17 protein-coding genes and 2 pseudogenes are annotated in these 14,165 nt (G+C 67.6%); 7 read left to right on the forward strand and 12 right to left on the reverse strand.

Annotated features, from left to right (window positions below; genetic code table 11):
• Nucleotides 1-468: 468 nt before the first annotated feature.
• Nucleotides 469-759, reverse strand: coding sequence for a hypothetical protein (locus WMF12_RS11175; RefSeq protein ID WP_437747501.1), 291 nt, complete (start codon nt 757-759; stop codon nt 469-471).
• A gap of 47 nt (nt 760-806) precedes the next feature.
• Between WMF12_RS11175 and WMF12_RS11180 the strand changes: the two genes are divergently transcribed.
• The 3 genes from WMF12_RS11180 to WMF12_RS11190 are packed head-to-tail and all read left to right on the forward strand — an operon-like array spanning nt 807 to nt 1,846.
• The gene (locus tag WMF12_RS11180) at nt 807-1,007 is read left to right on the forward strand and encodes a hypothetical protein (protein ID WP_437328969.1); all 201 of its coding nucleotides are present in this window, start codon (nt 807-809) and stop codon (nt 1,005-1,007) included.
• Nucleotides 940-1,362: a transposase gene (locus tag WMF12_RS11185; RefSeq protein ID WP_437616374.1), complete on the forward strand. Its 423-nt coding sequence runs from the start codon at nt 940-942 to the stop codon at nt 1,360-1,362. Before WMF12_RS11180 ends, WMF12_RS11185 begins: the two co-directional genes overlap by 68 nt.
• Entirely contained in the window at nt 1,352-1,846 is a 495-nt protein-coding gene (locus WMF12_RS11190; protein WP_437873990.1) for a hypothetical protein, read from the forward strand. Before WMF12_RS11185 ends, WMF12_RS11190 begins: the two co-directional genes overlap by 11 nt.
• A 131-nt stretch (nt 1,847-1,977) precedes the next feature.
• Here the strand turns inward: WMF12_RS11190 and WMF12_RS11195 are convergent.
• The 7 genes and pseudogenes from WMF12_RS11195 to WMF12_RS11225 all read right to left on the reverse strand — a co-directional run.
• Nucleotides 1,978-2,529, reverse strand: a pseudogene (locus WMF12_RS11195) (transposase); the annotation flags it as partial.
• Nucleotides 2,530-2,645: 116 nt separating this feature from the next.
• A complete protein-coding gene (locus WMF12_RS11200) occupies nt 2,646-3,068 on the reverse strand; it encodes a transposase zinc-binding domain-containing protein (protein ID WP_437870663.1) in 423 nt (140 codons plus the stop codon).
• 702 nt (nt 3,069-3,770) lie between these two features.
• Nucleotides 3,771-3,971, reverse strand: coding sequence for a hypothetical protein (locus tag WMF12_RS11205; protein ID WP_129576712.1), 201 nt, complete (start codon nt 3,969-3,971; stop codon nt 3,771-3,773).
• 114 nt (nt 3,972-4,085) lie between these two features.
• A pseudogene (locus WMF12_RS11210) lies at nt 4,086-4,300 on the reverse strand (IS3 family transposase); the annotation flags it as partial.
• A 259-nt stretch (nt 4,301-4,559) separates the two neighbouring features.
• A complete protein-coding gene (locus WMF12_RS11215; protein WP_437870664.1) occupies nt 4,560-4,763 on the reverse strand; it encodes a hypothetical protein in 204 nt (67 codons plus the stop codon).
• A 4-nt stretch (nt 4,764-4,767) separates the two neighbouring features.
• A complete protein-coding gene (locus WMF12_RS11220) occupies nt 4,768-5,358 on the reverse strand; it encodes a VOC family protein (RefSeq protein ID WP_437870665.1) in 591 nt (196 codons plus the stop codon).
• Between the two features lie 764 nt (nt 5,359-6,122).
• Complete coding sequence (locus WMF12_RS11225) at nt 6,123-7,031, reverse strand: NAD(P)H-binding protein (RefSeq protein ID WP_437870667.1); 909 nt, start codon at nt 7,029-7,031, stop codon at nt 6,123-6,125.
• Between the two features lie 99 nt (nt 7,032-7,130).
• On the opposite strand from WMF12_RS11225, the gene WMF12_RS11230 reads away from it, so the two are divergent.
• Nucleotides 7,131-7,703, forward strand: coding sequence for a TetR/AcrR family transcriptional regulator (locus WMF12_RS11230; RefSeq protein WP_437870671.1), 573 nt, complete (start codon nt 7,131-7,133; stop codon nt 7,701-7,703).
• Between the two features lie 530 nt (nt 7,704-8,233).
• Here WMF12_RS11230 and WMF12_RS11235 read toward each other — a convergent pair.
• From WMF12_RS11235 to WMF12_RS11245, 3 genes are all read right to left on the reverse strand, one after another.
• The gene (locus WMF12_RS11235; RefSeq protein ID WP_437870675.1) at nt 8,234-8,662 is read right to left on the reverse strand and encodes a rhodanese-like domain-containing protein; all 429 of its coding nucleotides are present in this window, start codon (nt 8,660-8,662) and stop codon (nt 8,234-8,236) included.
• A 144-nt stretch (nt 8,663-8,806) separates the two neighbouring features.
• The gene (locus tag WMF12_RS11240; RefSeq protein WP_437870676.1) at nt 8,807-8,956 is read right to left on the reverse strand and encodes a hypothetical protein; all 150 of its coding nucleotides are present in this window, start codon (nt 8,954-8,956) and stop codon (nt 8,807-8,809) included.
• 462 nt (nt 8,957-9,418) lie between these two features.
• Nucleotides 9,419-10,150, reverse strand: coding sequence for a hypothetical protein (locus WMF12_RS11245; RefSeq protein ID WP_437870677.1), 732 nt, complete (start codon nt 10,148-10,150; stop codon nt 9,419-9,421).
• A gap of 475 nt (nt 10,151-10,625) precedes the next feature.
• Here WMF12_RS11245 and WMF12_RS11250 point away from each other — a divergent pair, with 475 nt between their 5' ends.
• A complete protein-coding gene (locus WMF12_RS11250) occupies nt 10,626-11,615 on the forward strand; it encodes an AraC family transcriptional regulator ligand-binding domain-containing protein (RefSeq protein WP_437870679.1) in 990 nt (329 codons plus the stop codon).
• A 31-nt stretch (nt 11,616-11,646) separates the two neighbouring features.
• A complete protein-coding gene (locus tag WMF12_RS11255; RefSeq protein WP_437745598.1) occupies nt 11,647-12,549 on the forward strand; it encodes an SDR family NAD(P)-dependent oxidoreductase in 903 nt (300 codons plus the stop codon).
• Nucleotides 12,550-12,651: 102 nt separating this feature from the next.
• Here WMF12_RS11255 and WMF12_RS11260 read toward each other — a convergent pair whose 3' ends face one another.
• Nucleotides 12,652-13,638 carry a LysR family transcriptional regulator gene (locus WMF12_RS11260; protein WP_437870682.1) on the reverse strand — a complete coding sequence of 329 codons (987 nt, stop codon included), beginning with the start codon at nt 13,636-13,638 and terminating at the stop codon, nt 12,652-12,654.
• A gap of 77 nt (nt 13,639-13,715) precedes the next feature.
• On the opposite strand from WMF12_RS11260, the gene WMF12_RS11265 reads away from it, so the two are divergent.
• On the forward strand, nt 13,716-14,144 hold the full coding sequence (locus tag WMF12_RS11265; RefSeq protein ID WP_437870683.1) for a DoxX family protein: 429 nt from the start codon (nt 13,716-13,718) through the stop codon (nt 14,142-14,144).
• Nucleotides 14,145-14,165 lie beyond the last annotated feature (21 nt).

Here is a 14,165-nt window from a genome sequence, read left to right on the forward strand (position 1 = left end):
GGTCCACAATTCAAGGCTATTCGCAGCGCAGCCGATTACACACAACCGCGGAATGAAGGTCAAGCGGGACGTACGGCTTTTTTCGGCGTGGAGGGGCATGTGGTCGCGGCGCTGCGTCATGAGGCGATCGCTCCCGGCCGGCAGTCCTGGCCCGCGTGGCCCGCGACGACCGCGCCGGGCTCGCACACCGCGACGGAGCCCGCCGCGAACGAGGCGTCGGGAGCACTCGTAATCAGGTGGTGATCGACGATGTCCCGATTGCCGATCGTACGGGTTTCATGAATCGAACATCGCCGATCTTCAGAGGTCGCCGAGAGGGGCTGTCGAGCGTCCGCCCCGGCCCCGACCGCACCGAGACATCCCTCGCGCGGAGCCCTGCCGCGGGGCGGGCCCGCGGCGCGTCCATCGCCGGCGCCGCCTCACCGCGCCTCCGCGGCGGACGCGCCGCGACCCGGACCGGCGCCGCGCTCACCCGATACCCACGCGCTCCTCGTTGAAGCCCTCCGTCCGCGTCATCGCCGACTGGAAGAGGCTCGCCAGCACTTTGACCGGCCACGACAGGCTGTCCATCGACCGGCACCACTCGAGCGCCAGGAAGCCCGCGGCCCCGACCGCGAGCAGCAGCGCGGTCGTGATCAGCACGACCCGGCTGTGCAGCGACAGCCGCGGCGGGCGCTCGCCCCGGAGCCGCAGCCTGGCCCGGCGCAGGAGCTCGTCGTGCACCGGGAAGCCGAGGCCGCCGAGGATCACGAGCGTCATCACGACGATGCAGGCCGCGGGCGTCGCGGTGGACTATGGAATACATCATGGACGCCGCTGCGGAGGAGCGGCTTCAGCAGTACATTGACGGCATTGGCACGGTCCTCGGTCATCCCAAGCGCCGGGAGGCGTTTGCGAGCTACACGCTGGGGCTTCTCAGCGATCTGGAACGCAAGAGCGTTGAGCCGATCGCCGCGTTGGGAGTGTGCCAACGATCCAAGTCGCCGGCGCGAAGCGCAGATCCCTGACGGCATTCAGTTCAAGAGCAAGGTGGATCTGGCACTCGACGCGATCGAGCGCGCTGCGGCCGACAACGTGCCGGGTCAGCTCGTGCTTGCGGACGCCGTCTACGGTCGCTCGGCAAAGTTTCGCGACACCGTGCGCCTGCTCGGCTTCGACTACCCCGTCGGTGTGGACTCGACGACGATGGTCGTCGCCCTCGGTCCCGGCGGGCGCTGGAACAAGACGCCCATGACAGCCGACGAGCTCGCGCGCAAGCTTGGCAAAAAGGCGTTTCGTCGGATCACATGGCGCGAAGGTACGGGCAAGAAGCTCGCGTCGCGGTTCGCCTTGCGCCGCGTTCGGCTCGCCAATGACGATTGACGATGGCATCCCGGTCGAGGAGCACGAACCGCTGTGGCTGCTCATCGAGTGGCCGTTCGGCGAAAGCGATCCCTCGAAGTTCGCGGTCACGACGCTGGGGACCAAGATGTCCAAGAAGCAGATCGTACGCCAGTACAAGGAGCGCTACCGAACTGAGCAGGCCTACGAAGAGATGAAGGGCGAGCTGGGGCTCGATCACTTCGAAGGGCGGCGATTCCGAGGCTGGCACCACCATGTTTCCGTCGTCCTGTGCTGTTACGCCTTCATCGTGGCCGAGCGTGATCGGTCTTTTTTCCCTCGGCAGACGCCGAAGGTCACGCCCACCCGCTCCGCTTCGCGGCCTGAGCGTCACTTCGCCGACTCGCTCGCGACCGTTCGCCGCGCGATCGCTCGCGCCTTGATCGCGTGGCTGCCTCGTTGCCCTGCGTGCCACCGCCCGCCGTTACGCCGCAGCGCGCATTGGTTCGTGTCCGCGCCGCGCTGACACAGTAGTGGTAGGCTCTTCTGGCTTCGCAGGGCGCGGTCCGATGCGCTTGCGCGCCAACGTGGGCGACTTGCCGAGGCGAGCACGCCAGCGTACTTGACGGTGTGAAAGCGCGGCGGCGGGACGCTGGCCGCGAGGCGGCACACGAGCGAGAGCGGATCCATGTCCACCGCGACAGTCCCGTCAGCGAAGGCGCGCCTCCGCGACAGCCGCACCAGGCCGTCCTGCTGCGGCTCGACGCGCTCCTTTGCGATCGGGGGTCGCAGCACGTAACGCAGCAGCGCCTCCCTCGCCGCGGCATGGTGCGCACCGGCGCGCGTCGCTGCGTGCGAGGTGAAGCCATCGAGCGCAGCGCACAGCGGCTTGTCGTACGCGAGCGCGCTCGGAGAAGACGGCGAGAGCCCGCGGAGCCACTGCGGGGCGACGACGTATGGCGCGGCTCTCGTCCCGAGACGGCGGAGGCACAGAGCGCTGCCTCGGGCTCGTCGTCCTCCTCGACGTCGTGCTCGAGCTCGAGATGCCCGTGCCGCCGGAGGTAACGGAGCATCCGCCCGACGGCGTGCTCTATGACCTGACCGACCTCGCGCTCGCAGGTGACCGAGTTCGTTCCACACGAGCTCGGTGCCGTCTTCGTGATAAGCCCCGTCGAGGAAGACCACGTGCAGATGCGGATTGAGCCGCATGTCGCCGGACGTGCGTTGCACGTCGGTCACCGCGCCGCTCTTGACCGCGCCGCACGCGCCTCGGCGCGCGGCGCGCTCTTCGTAGAACCGCTCCACGCTCTCGACGAAGATGCGGGTCAGCACGCCGAACAACGCCCGTCCTGGGCGAGCCTGCGCCGCCACGGAAACGGAGACGTCACCCCCCACGGACGGAGCGCCACCTCGGGCAGGACGTCCTCGATCAGGTTCGCCGCCGTGGCACACATGCGTCGGCCCAGACACGACGGGCAGAAACCGCGTCCTTTACAGCTGAAGGTCACCAGCCGACTCTCTTCGCAGCGCTCGCACCGGAGCCGCGCGAACCCGCGGCAGAGCAGCCCGCAGTCGAGGTAGGCTTCGAGCTCCTTCTTCGCGTGCTTGGGTATCCGGACGGCGATGGCGCCGTCGTCGATGGCCCCGTACAGCGTCTCCACGTTGTCGCGCACGATCTCGTAGAGCGTCGTCTTCTCGGGGCGACGGCGCTCGTAGACGACGCCCGTGGTGCGAGCCGCGCTGGCCACACGGCGCCGACACCGCACGCCGCACGCCACGCGGTGACGGCGCGTTTTCGCCGCGAATTTCGACAACCCGCCGGGCTATCGCCCATGGCGGAGCGGCGGGCCGGGGGGCGGCGGGCCGCGACGCGCGCTGCCGCGGCGGCGGAGGCGCTCGCCGAGCACCCGGCTCGCGCTCGATATGTCGGCGCGCGAGAACGCAGAGCGCGAGCGGGCAGCGTTGCAGGAGGAGATCATCCGGGTGCAGCAGAGCCGGCTAGCGGAGCTGTCCACGCGATGATCCCGATCACCGAGCAGGTGATGGTCATGCCTCTCATTGGGACCATGGATGAGCAGCGTGCCAGGCACGTGCTTGAATCTGCGCTCTCTAGCGCCGAGGCGTGGTGCGCGTGCCGCCTTCGTGCCAGCATGCAGGAGCCGCTTCGCCACTCGTTTTCCCACCGCTCCCCGCGGCGTCCGCAGTTCCGCCATGGCGTCGCCATGCAGCATCGCGGCGAGAGAGGGTCGTCGCCTGCGCACGCCGCCGCGCTTGCCTCCCGGCACAGGCATGGTGCTTGCCGGCATCACTTTCCGGATGCCTCCGGGGCGCTTCGGCACGCAACCGCCGCGCGTGGGCGATCCCAGTAGAGCCTGCGGGCACTGGCGAGCGGCAAGGCTCCGCCAGCGAGTCGACGCGAGCGGCGGGCTCGACGTTCGGCCCAAGCTTGCTCACCGCTCCGGTGCCACCGGCAGCCCGAGCAGCCGACCGATCGCCTCGTGCACGACCCAGGCTGCCTCCGCGTCCCCGAGGGCGACGGCTCGGCTCAGCGTGCCGGCGAGCGACGCAACCACGGCGGATCGAGGCGATAGATCGACCGTCGCGAGCTCTCCGGGCCCAGGGCTCGGCGGTTGGGCCGGGGTTGGGTCCATGCCTCCTGAGGGGGTGCGATCCGTCGTCACGCCCTCCCAGAATCCCTGGCGATGCGACGGATCGCGACGGTTCGCCCCCACGGATTCGTCCCGCCAGGATTCCTGTGGTCTTCCCCGCGCGGACTCCGAGCGCTTGGCCCATGCGTAGTAGCCGCTGCGCGAGACTTGTAGCACCGCGCACAGCATCAGCACCGGATGGTGCGCCTTCTCCGCGTCGATGAATGCGAACCTCACTCGTTTTCCTTCGCGAAGAGGGCCGCCGCTTTTTTTGGGATCCCGCGCTCCATCTCCAGCCGCTTCACGTCGCGGCGCAGCCGTTGCAAGGCCTCGACGAGCTCGCCGGCGTCGAAGGCCTCGACGAGCTGACATAATGGACCGGTTATGCGAGCCGAACGGGCAAAGGCACCTGAAAACGCAGAAACTACGATGAGTTAAATCCAAGCCGAGCGCCGCCCGTCATGCTGGTTCGAACGATAGATAGTCAGGTCCGTCCACTATTCTCCTGTACCCGAATTCAACGCCCATTGAAGTCGTCCTCCCAAGCGTCTCATTTTATTCATGAGCGGATTGAACGGCCTCGCTGAACTATCAATCGCCCGCGAGGGGCCGCGACAGATAGGAAGCACGCGCTTTCGCTTCAGCGGCGCGCATAAAGCGGCCGATGATCGGCGACGAGCCTCGTTCCCCCCGCGTGGCCAGCCGGACGGCCATGCCGAGCTGCCGTCGTTGTTCTCCTGCTTCTGCTCGTCCGCGCACACGCATCGAGAATCTCTCCTGTGCGTTGCGGTCCATCAGCTTATCTGAACTCGAAATGTTGCTCTTTTTCCGGCATCCACCTGTTCGTCTTCGTGTAGTCACCGGACAGATAGCGCTTCATATTGGCATCAGCCACACCGCCCTTTTGCTCGCTGTAAATCTCATCCGCATTGTCCGGATCCACCGCGTATTCAATCGTCAGCCCATCTGGATCCTTAAAGTAGATGGACTTTACAAAACCATGATCGATCTCCATGACCTTGTGACCGGCGGCACGCAGCTTCTTTGCTGTATCGCTCTGAACCTTTTCCGTCACTTTCAGTGCGATATGTATGATCTCGGGGCTCTCGGGGGCCGCGAGTTTCGCACGCAGTTCGGGGTTCGCATAGTGCATGAAAGCCACCATGCTCCCGTCGCCTAATGCATAGAATGAATGGCCCATGACAATGTCCTTGCCATCATTTAGATTGCTGGGTTCGACCTCGCACCAGAATGCGGCAAGCTGAAGGCCCAAGAGCCCCTCGTAGAATTCACGGGTTCTTTCCGGGTCTTGGCAGACGAAATTGTAGTGATGCAGTCGAGAGGGTGGTGTGCTTGTGCTGGGTGCATCTGACGTTTTAGTCGCGATCATGTCGTTCTCTCCCTTTTGTTCTTGTCTCTCTGGTCGGCACGTCGATACAGGCGAATGGCCTCAGCTGCGAGACTTCGTGATGCCTTCGCATCCCCGGCGCTTCACGAAACGCGCGCTCTTGCCGGCACGTGTTTGTGAAGCCAATCACGCGCAATCGATATCGTGCATTCTCGCTCCGTGAGCGGTCGCCCGGAGTGTTCGGTCGCCACGAACTCCAACCTCTTGTCCAGCGCTGACGACGCGTCGAGTTGCGTCTTGCTCGCTTCGGGAAAGCAGGCGTTGTCGCTCGCGTAACAAATCATGAGGACGGGCTCGGCGCTCGCGGCCGTCGATCGATGATCTTGCTGGAGAATGCTCATGAAGTTTTGGGGGCTCGTGACTTCGTAGACGATATGAAAGGTCGAACGCGAGAAGGTCTCGTCCGTCCTCGAGCGCCGTGATGGCGTGTTCGTCCCAGATCTTGTCAAAGATCGTTCTGCCACTCGCAACGATGCTCGTGATGCGCGCTCCCGTCGGCCCACCGCTAAGCGTCGCCACGGATCGTCGGTGAGCGCGTGTCGGCGCATCGGATCATGTGCGACGCTGCGGGACAATCCATTCGTGCAACGGATCATTTGATCCGGCCTTCGGGCGCACGGATCCAGGGACACCCCCTAGCCCGCGTCGCCGAGCTCCACGAAGATCTCCTATTCGCTACTCGAGATTCGAAAATCTGCGGCGTCGACCGTGTTGCCGGTCGGCCCCGCCGCGAAGAGCGCGTGGACCTACTTCGAGGTCGAGAGCCTCAAAGGCTTATCGCCAGCTCGCACGCCGACCTGAAGGAACGCGGCCAAGTTCTCGTGCACCCAGCTCGGGAAGTCGCGCGGTGGACGACCGAGCACGCGATGGACCGTCGGTTCCACGTGCGCCAGCCGGCCCGCCGCGATGCCGCGGTCGACCGAGATGAGGGCGTCGACCATCGCCGGCGACTGGCCCCACGAACGCAGTTTTTCGCGCATCGTCGCTTCGTCCTCGGGCTCCCACCGCAATGTGACACCGAGCGCCGCGCCGAGGACCGACGTGGCCTCCGCGTAGCTCAGCGCCTGGGGCCCGGTGAGCGGCAGGATTTCACCTATGTGCTTGCCGTCGAGCGCAGCGATCAATACGTCGGCGACATCGTGCGGGTGCACGAACGGTACCTTGCCGTCGCCGGTGAGCGAGCGCACCACGCCTGCTGCTTTGATGCCGTGCGCCCAGTAGAGAACGTTCGACATGAAGCCGGTCGAGCGGACGAATGTGTACTGAAGGCCGCGCGCGCGGATCGCCTCCTCGCCACGCGCGTGCCACACGCCCGTGCCGATGCCTTCGCTCGCGTCGATCGACGACAGCTTCACGACGTGTCGCGTGCCCGCGTCTTTCGCGGCGTCCGCGGCGCTCGCGTCGAGTTCGGCGATGTGCTCGTGCGAGGTCAGCAGGAACAACGTGTCGACGCCCTCGAGCGCGGCGCGCAGCGAGTTCGCGTCGCCGAAGTCGCCGGCGGCGATATCCACGCGGTCGCCCCAGCGCGCCTTCGCCTTGTCCGCGTCGCGCACGAACACGCGCGGTCGCTCCCCGCGTGCGAGAAGCCGTTCGACGACGAGCCCGCCGATGTTGCCGGTGGCACCGGTGATGAGGTTCTTTGTAAGCTTGCTCATGAACAGAACTGTATATGCGCATGGCGCAGGCGTCAGCTCGCGTTTGAGGACGACATTTTGCCGTTGCCTCATAAAAATAATGTATACTTGCTCAGATTTATGACACGTAAGCCCAAGCAGCGCCGCGCGCGCGACACTGTGGCCGCAATCCTCGACGCCGCCGTGCGTGTCGCTGCTAGAGAAGGCATCGCCGCGCTGACGACGAATCACATCGCCGAGATCGCGGGCGTGAGCATCGGCTCCGTCTACCAGTACTTCCCGGACAAACAGGCCATCTTGGCCGCGCTGCACGAGCGCCACGTCGAGGAGCTGAGCCGAGTCGTCGAGCGCGCGCTGATCGATCACGCAGGCGCGCCGCGCGCGACGCTCCTACGCGCACTGATCGAGGCATTGATCGAGGCCAACGCCGCGCACCCCGAGTGCAACGCGGTCCTCGCGCTCGCGCCGGCGCTGAAGAACAAGACCGCGCCCTCCTTCGCGAGCCGCCTCGCGGGCGCGCTGCGCCTGGCGCTGCACAGCGAAAAGGGCGACGAGGCGCGTGTGTTCACGGCGGCGACGATGATCGACGCCTTCGGTCACGCCGCCGCGCTGCGCCGGCCCAACGGCGTGACGCTGAGCTCCGCCAAGGCCGAGGCGGTCTCGGCCGTGCTCGCGTATTTGGAGAGCAGATAGTCCGACGCTGCGTTCCGGCGATACGAGGCGAAGCACACGCCCCTGTTCTCGAGCGAAGAATGGAGGCGGCTCCAAGCGTCCTTCGGGCCCGAAGCCCGCCGGCCTGCCGGATCCGCTGGGATCGATGAGATGGGGGAGCGCGCCGGACGCGGCGTCGGCGGTGCGCTCGTCGATAAGCGGGATCCGCGGAAAGGGCCGTGGGCCGCCGGCGGCGCCGGGCGCGTGGCAGCCGACGCTCTGGAGCGTCTTGTGGAGCAGATCGGAAAGGTCGTCGCCTCCTTTACCGCCGGTGCTCGGGAGTCCACCCTCGCGCACGGGTTCACCACCCCCGGGCCGCCGGGGACGGCGGTCGCCGAGCACGCGTCTCCCCATACAGCCCATCGGGTCCTGCCGCTGCCTGATTCAGCCCGGACCACTGCTTGCCAGCGCGACCTGCCCATCCGTCTCCAGCCCTCAATCGGCTTCGGAGGATCGCCACCTCCGTGTTGGACTGAACGGTGAGCGACGGATTGCCGCCGAGCGCCGGGTGTCTACCTTCGATTCCAGTCGTCGATACCGCCGAGGTTCGTCACCTGCTCGTAACCAGCCTCGAGGAGCACGTCCTTCGCCTGCTGCGCTCGCCTCCCTGACGCGCAGTAAACAACGATGGGCGTGCGCTTGTCGCTGCCCGTGAACCTCTCGATCTCTGCAAGGCGACCCTTGAGCTCGCCTATGGGGATGTTGACGGCGCCCTCGATATGGCGATTTGCATACTCCTCGCCCGTCCGCACGTCGAGCAACAGGCCCCCGGAGGCGACCAGCCTCCGGGCGAGCGCCGGATCGTGATCGGGAAGCACGGAGGCGGCCGACGTCAGCGTATCTGCCGAGCATGCGGCGGGCTCGCTGCTGAACGCCGGAGCGAGCGCGAGCATGAGGGATACGGCGCAGGGAACAGCGACGAGCGTGCGCATGACCGTCATGAACCCGTGTACCATTGCCCCGAACACCCGCAAGCGTGCGCTTGCACTCCCCAACTTTGCCAGCGTCAGTCGGGCCGCCTGGTCGCCACGGACGAGGATATGAGTCGACCCGAGCGGCGGGCTCGACATTCGGTCCAAGCTTGCTCACGCCTCCGGTGCCACCGGCGGCCCGAGCAGCCGACCGATCGCCCCGTGAACGACCCGGGCCGCCACCTCATCCCCGAGAGCGATGGCGCGGCTCAGGGAGCGGGCGAGCGAGGCGACCACGGCCGCCCGAGGCGACGGATCGGTCACGGCGAGCTCCCCAGGCCCGGGGCTTGACCATTGGGCCCGGGTTGGGCCCATGCCTTCCGAGGAGGACCGAGCCGTCGTGATGTCGCCCGGAAACTCCGGGGAAAGCGACGGATCGCGACGGTTCGCCCCCGCGGAATCGTCCCGCCGGATCTTTCCTGGGATCGAAGAGCGCTCCGCGCAAAGATCAATAATTTCGATGGATTCCAGCTGAGGTTCGACCGGCCGAGGTCTCGATGGCGTGGGCCCGAGAGGCATGAGTCGAGCACTCGGCGTCGGCGACGCACACTTCGCCGGCGTCGATCGTGTCGATCGTCAAGAGCGAGGACGGCCATCACGAAGTCGTCGGCGGCGCGCACCTGAGAAATGGCCATCGCGCTGCTCGACCGCAGCCGAGCACGCGCGCAATGGCCATCAATGAGCCTGCTCGGCGGACCATCAGCTGGTCTGAGCGTCAACACGCTGTTACCCTCGGGCAGCGGGCGCGAGGGCGGCGTCGTCGTGCGGCAGCCGGCCGATCTCGCCCGCCTGCCGCTCCCTGCGGTTCAGTCGCGCGGCGAGATCCACGAGAAAGCCAGGTGGTACTGGTCGCCAGTGGCGTTCTTCACCTCGAGCTTGATCCTGCGCCGAATGAGGTCTCCCCAGTGCTCGTCGAAGGGAAACGGCTTCGACCCCCCCGGATGCACCTCTCTCGAGAGCACTTGATGCCACCCGTGCTTCTTGCGGCGAATGCTCAGGACGACCGTCCCACGGACGGCGTAGATGAAGCCCTTGACGCTCGGAGAGGGCGGCGCGCAGCTCTGCGGTCCTGAGGGCCTCCGGCGCCGGCTGGCCCGCGAGCGCTTCGTAGACCTCGGTCGCATCGAGCGCGTCGAGGTCGAGCTGGGCCAGGGGATCCGCGCCGCCGCTGGGAGGTGTGCTTTCGATGGAAAGCTCCCCGGCGGCCGACTCGAAGAAACGAACCTCTGCCCCGTTGGCTGTCCTGACGACAGCGAGGACGTTCTCCGCCGCCGCGACGCCCTCGGGCGTCACCGTCCCAAGCGCGCCCGGCCGCGGCAGTTCGAGGCCGATCTCCGCAGCATCATCGGCGTCCTCTGCCCGCTGCCCGTCGTCCGCCGGCGTGGCGATGCATGCCGGCGCGAAGGCGATGAGAAACGTGATCAGCCCGGGTCTCCACGCTTGCTCCATGATGTTCATCTCCTTGACGCTCCTGGGAGGCACACGTTTGGCGCAGGCTGTGGCCTCAGGCACACCACATGCGGCGTTATGGCAGCAGCACGCGTCAATGTCTCGGCGAACGCCGATTCAACCCACAGCGTGATACCAGGCGCCGCAAGGAGAGCCATGCGATACGCGCACTTCCCTTCGATGACTGGTTGACGCGCCTCCGGGGCGCTTCGGCACGCAACCACTGCGCACGGGCGATCTCAGCAGAGCCCGCGGGCGCTGGCGAGCGGCAAAGCTCCGACAACGAGTCGACCCGAGCGGCGGGCTCGACGTTGGCTGCCTCGCTCGGGAACACCGGCTGTCAGTCGCAGGACCGGCCCATCCAACGTCCGACGGACGCGCGACCCCTGACGGCGAGCTTGCTGGCACCTTGAGCCGCGCCGTCGCCCTCGGGTTGGCGCGCTCGGACTGGTCGTGACGGCTCGATCTCGGTAGGTTCTTCGCGATGAACGGTGACGTCGTCCGCCTCTCGTCAGCGGTGCGCGCTCGGCTCGCGCGCCTCGGCGCGAACGTGCCCCACGCGACCGCCGCCGCGCGGGCGCCGTCCAGCGGCGAGCTGAGCACCGCGCAGTTTTTCACCTTCTGGGAAGCGCTCGGTGCGTCGTCGCCGCACGACGTCGGGCTTCGTCTGGCGATGGAGACGCAGGTGCACGAGTACGACATCTCGTCGCTCGCGGCGCTGCACTCTCCCGACCTCGGCACCGCCTTGACCAAGCTCGCCCGCTACAAGCGGCTTTGCGGGCCGAAGGACATGGCCATCGACACGGCGGGGAAAGAGGTGGTGATCCACACGACCTACCTGCACGCGCCAGGCCCCATGCCCCCGCGTCTGGTCGACGCATCGCTCGCCTCGCTCCTCGTGCTCTTGCAGCGAGGCAGCGGGCTCGCGCTCGCGCCGAAGCGCGTCGAGCTCTCTCGCGCGCGCAGCGACGAGCCGATGCTGCTGCGATTCTTCGGCTGTCCGCTGCGGTTCCGCGCGAAGCGCGACGCGCTCGTCCTCGAGGAGCGCCTCCTGACGACGCCGTTCATCACGCACAACGCCGACCTGTTGCAGGTGCTCGTCCCCAGCCTCGACCAGAAGCTCGCGCCTCTCGAGCATGGTTCGTTCGTCGAGCAGGTCCGCGCGGTGGTCGCTCGCCGCATGGCGGGCGAGCGGCCGAGCATCGCGAAGGTGGCGCGAGAGCTGTCGCTCAGCACGCGCACGTTGCAGCGGCGCCTGGGCGAGCTGGGGGTCAGCTATCAGCGCGTGCTCGATGAGGTCCGGCACCGCGCCGCGCTGCGCCTCCTGCGCACCGACGACGTCGACGTCAACGAGATCGCCTTCCTGCTCGGCTTCGATGAGGTCAACTCCTTCACGCGGGCGTTCCGAGCCTGGGAGGGGACGACCCCGAACCGCTGGCGCGATTCGATTCATTTGTGGCGCGATCGGATTTGATCGCTGGCGCCCTGCGCACGATGTTTCGTGCATGACGGAGAACAACTCGCAAGTATGGTTCATCACCGGAAGCTCGCGGGGGCTCGGCCGCGCCATCGCCCTCGCCGCGCTCGCCGCCGGGCACCGCGTCGTCGCCTCGGCGCGCAAGCCCGCCGATCTCGATGACCTCGTGAAACAGCACGGCGACCGCGTGAAGACAGTGGCGCTCGACGTCACGCAGCCCGAGCAGGCCGTGAGCGCGGTCAAGGAAGCGGTCGACGCCTTCGGTCGCATCGACGTGCTCGTCAACAATGCGGGCTACGCGAACGTCGACTCGGCTGAAGATATCCCGCTCGACGATTTCCGCGCGCAGATCGACACCAATTTCTACGGCGTCGTACATGTCACGCGCGCGGTGCTGCCCGTGATGCGCGAGCAGCGCAGCGGGCGTATCCTGCAGATCAGCTCCATCGGCGGACGGCGTGGCGGCACGCCGGGTCTGAGCGCGTACCAGGCGGCGAAGTTCGCCGTCGCGGGCTTCAGCGAGGTCGTCCTCAACGAGGTCGCGCCGCTCGGCATCCAGGTCACCATCGTCGAGCCGGGCGGCTTTGGCACCGACTGGGCTGGCAGCTCGATGACGATCTACCCGTCGCAGCTCGACTACGAAGCCACCGTGGGCGCGACCAACAAGCGGCTCCGGGGCAACCCCGGCGCGGCGCGCGGGGTGCCCGAGAAGGCCGCGAAGGCGCTGCTCGAGCTCGCGTCGCTGGACAGGCAGCCGCGGCGCCTGCTGCTGGGGAGCGACGCGTACGTGCTCGCCAAGCTGACGCTGCAAGAGCTCGGTGCCAGCGATGATGCCCACCGGGCCCTCAGCGCGAGCACCGACGCCGACGGCATACCCGACTTCGCCGACACCGACGTGGGGCGAGCGATGCTGAAGCTGCACCACAACTGACGAGAGCGCAAAGCGAGGACACCATGGAACTTCACTCACCCCCGGATGTCGTGAGGGGCTATATCGAAGGACCGCGTTCCCTACACAGCCTGCGGGGCGAGGCTATCCGGAGGCGCGCCGGGCGCCGCCGGGCGAGCGCGAGCGCGGGCGCAGGCCGCTCTTCGCCGCCCGCTTCGGCTTCGGCGCGTCCGCTCGCGGGAGGAGATTCTCCCCTCCCCACGCCATCACCGCGTCGATGAAGGCGCGGAGCTGCGGCGGCATGAACTCCCGCTCCACGTAGACCACCGCGATGTGCGAGTCCGCCTGGATCGCGCCTGGCAGCACGTGCAGGAGGGCGCCGCTCTCGAGGTGAGGGCGCACGATCTGCTGCGGCAAGAGCGCGATGCCGAGGCCCTGGAGCGCGGCGTCGCAGAGCAGGAGGAGGTCGTTCGTGAAGAGCGCGCCCTCGACCTGGAACTTACCGTTGGAGGACGGCCAGTGCGTCTGCGGCAGCTCCCCCCGGGCGAAGCCCATCATGCAGCGGTGGCTCCGCAGATCACGGCGCGTGCGCGGCGTGCCGCGGGCCTCGAGGTACGCGGGCGAGGCGACCGCGAGGAGCGGCATGCGCGCCAGCGTCCGGGCGACGAGGCCGGGCTCGAGCGCGCTGCTCGCGCGGAGCGCGACGTCGTAGCCGCCGCGCTGGAGGTCGACGTACTGGGTCGTGCTGTGGACGTGGAGGCGGACCTCGGGGTAGCGCCGCGCAAAATCGCAGATCATCGCGTTGAAGCTCGTGTCCACCATCGGCGGCACCGAGACGCGCAGCTCGCCGCGCACGGCGCCGTCGGCCTTGCGCACGCTCGCCTCGGCGTGGTGGACGGCGTCGAGCACGACGCGGGCGTGGCGATAGAGCGCCTCGCCCGCGTCGGTGGGGGCGAGGCTGCGCGTCGTCCGGCGGAGCAAGCGCACGCCGAGCCGCTCCTCCAGCCGCGCGAGGCGGCGGCTGATGGTGGCGCGAGGGACGCCGAGCTCGGCGGCGGCGCGGGACAGGGATCCGGCCTCCACGGTCTTCGAGAAGGCGAGGAGCTCGGAGGTCTCGAGGGGTTCGTCCATTTGGATCAAATCCTGGCAGGTGCTTCCAACTGTTGATGCATTGTTAAAGGCGTGTCCAGGCCTCAGAATGCCCGCTCATGAACGACAAGGCACGCACCATCGGTTACTGGATCGCGACGAGCCTCCTCGGCTTCGCCTTCGCCGCAGGCGGGCTCGCCGATCTCTCTGGCTCCCCCCAGGTCCTCGAGGGCATGGCGCACCTCGGCTATCCGGCCTACTTCGCCACCCTCCTCGGCGTATGGAAGGTGCTCGGCGCCGTCGCCCTTTTCGCCCCGCGCTTCCCGCGCCTCAAGGAGTGGGCGTACGCCGGCATCTTCTTCGATCTCACCGGCGCCGCCGCCTCTCACGCCGCCGTGGGCGACGGCGCCGGCAAGGTGATCACGCCCCTCTTCCTCGTCGCCGTCGCCGCCGCCTCCTGGGCGCTGCGCCCCGAGAGCCGCAGGCTCGCGAGCGCCCCGAAGCCCGAGACCGAAGCCGGCGTCGGCGAGCACGCGCTCGCGACCTGAGGCGGAATCTCACGGAACGAC

It is taken from the genome of Sorangium sp. So ce363 (assembly GCF_051520435.1).
Taxonomy (GTDB): Bacteria; Myxococcota_A; Polyangia; order Polyangiales; family Polyangiaceae; genus Sorangium; species Sorangium cellulosum_B.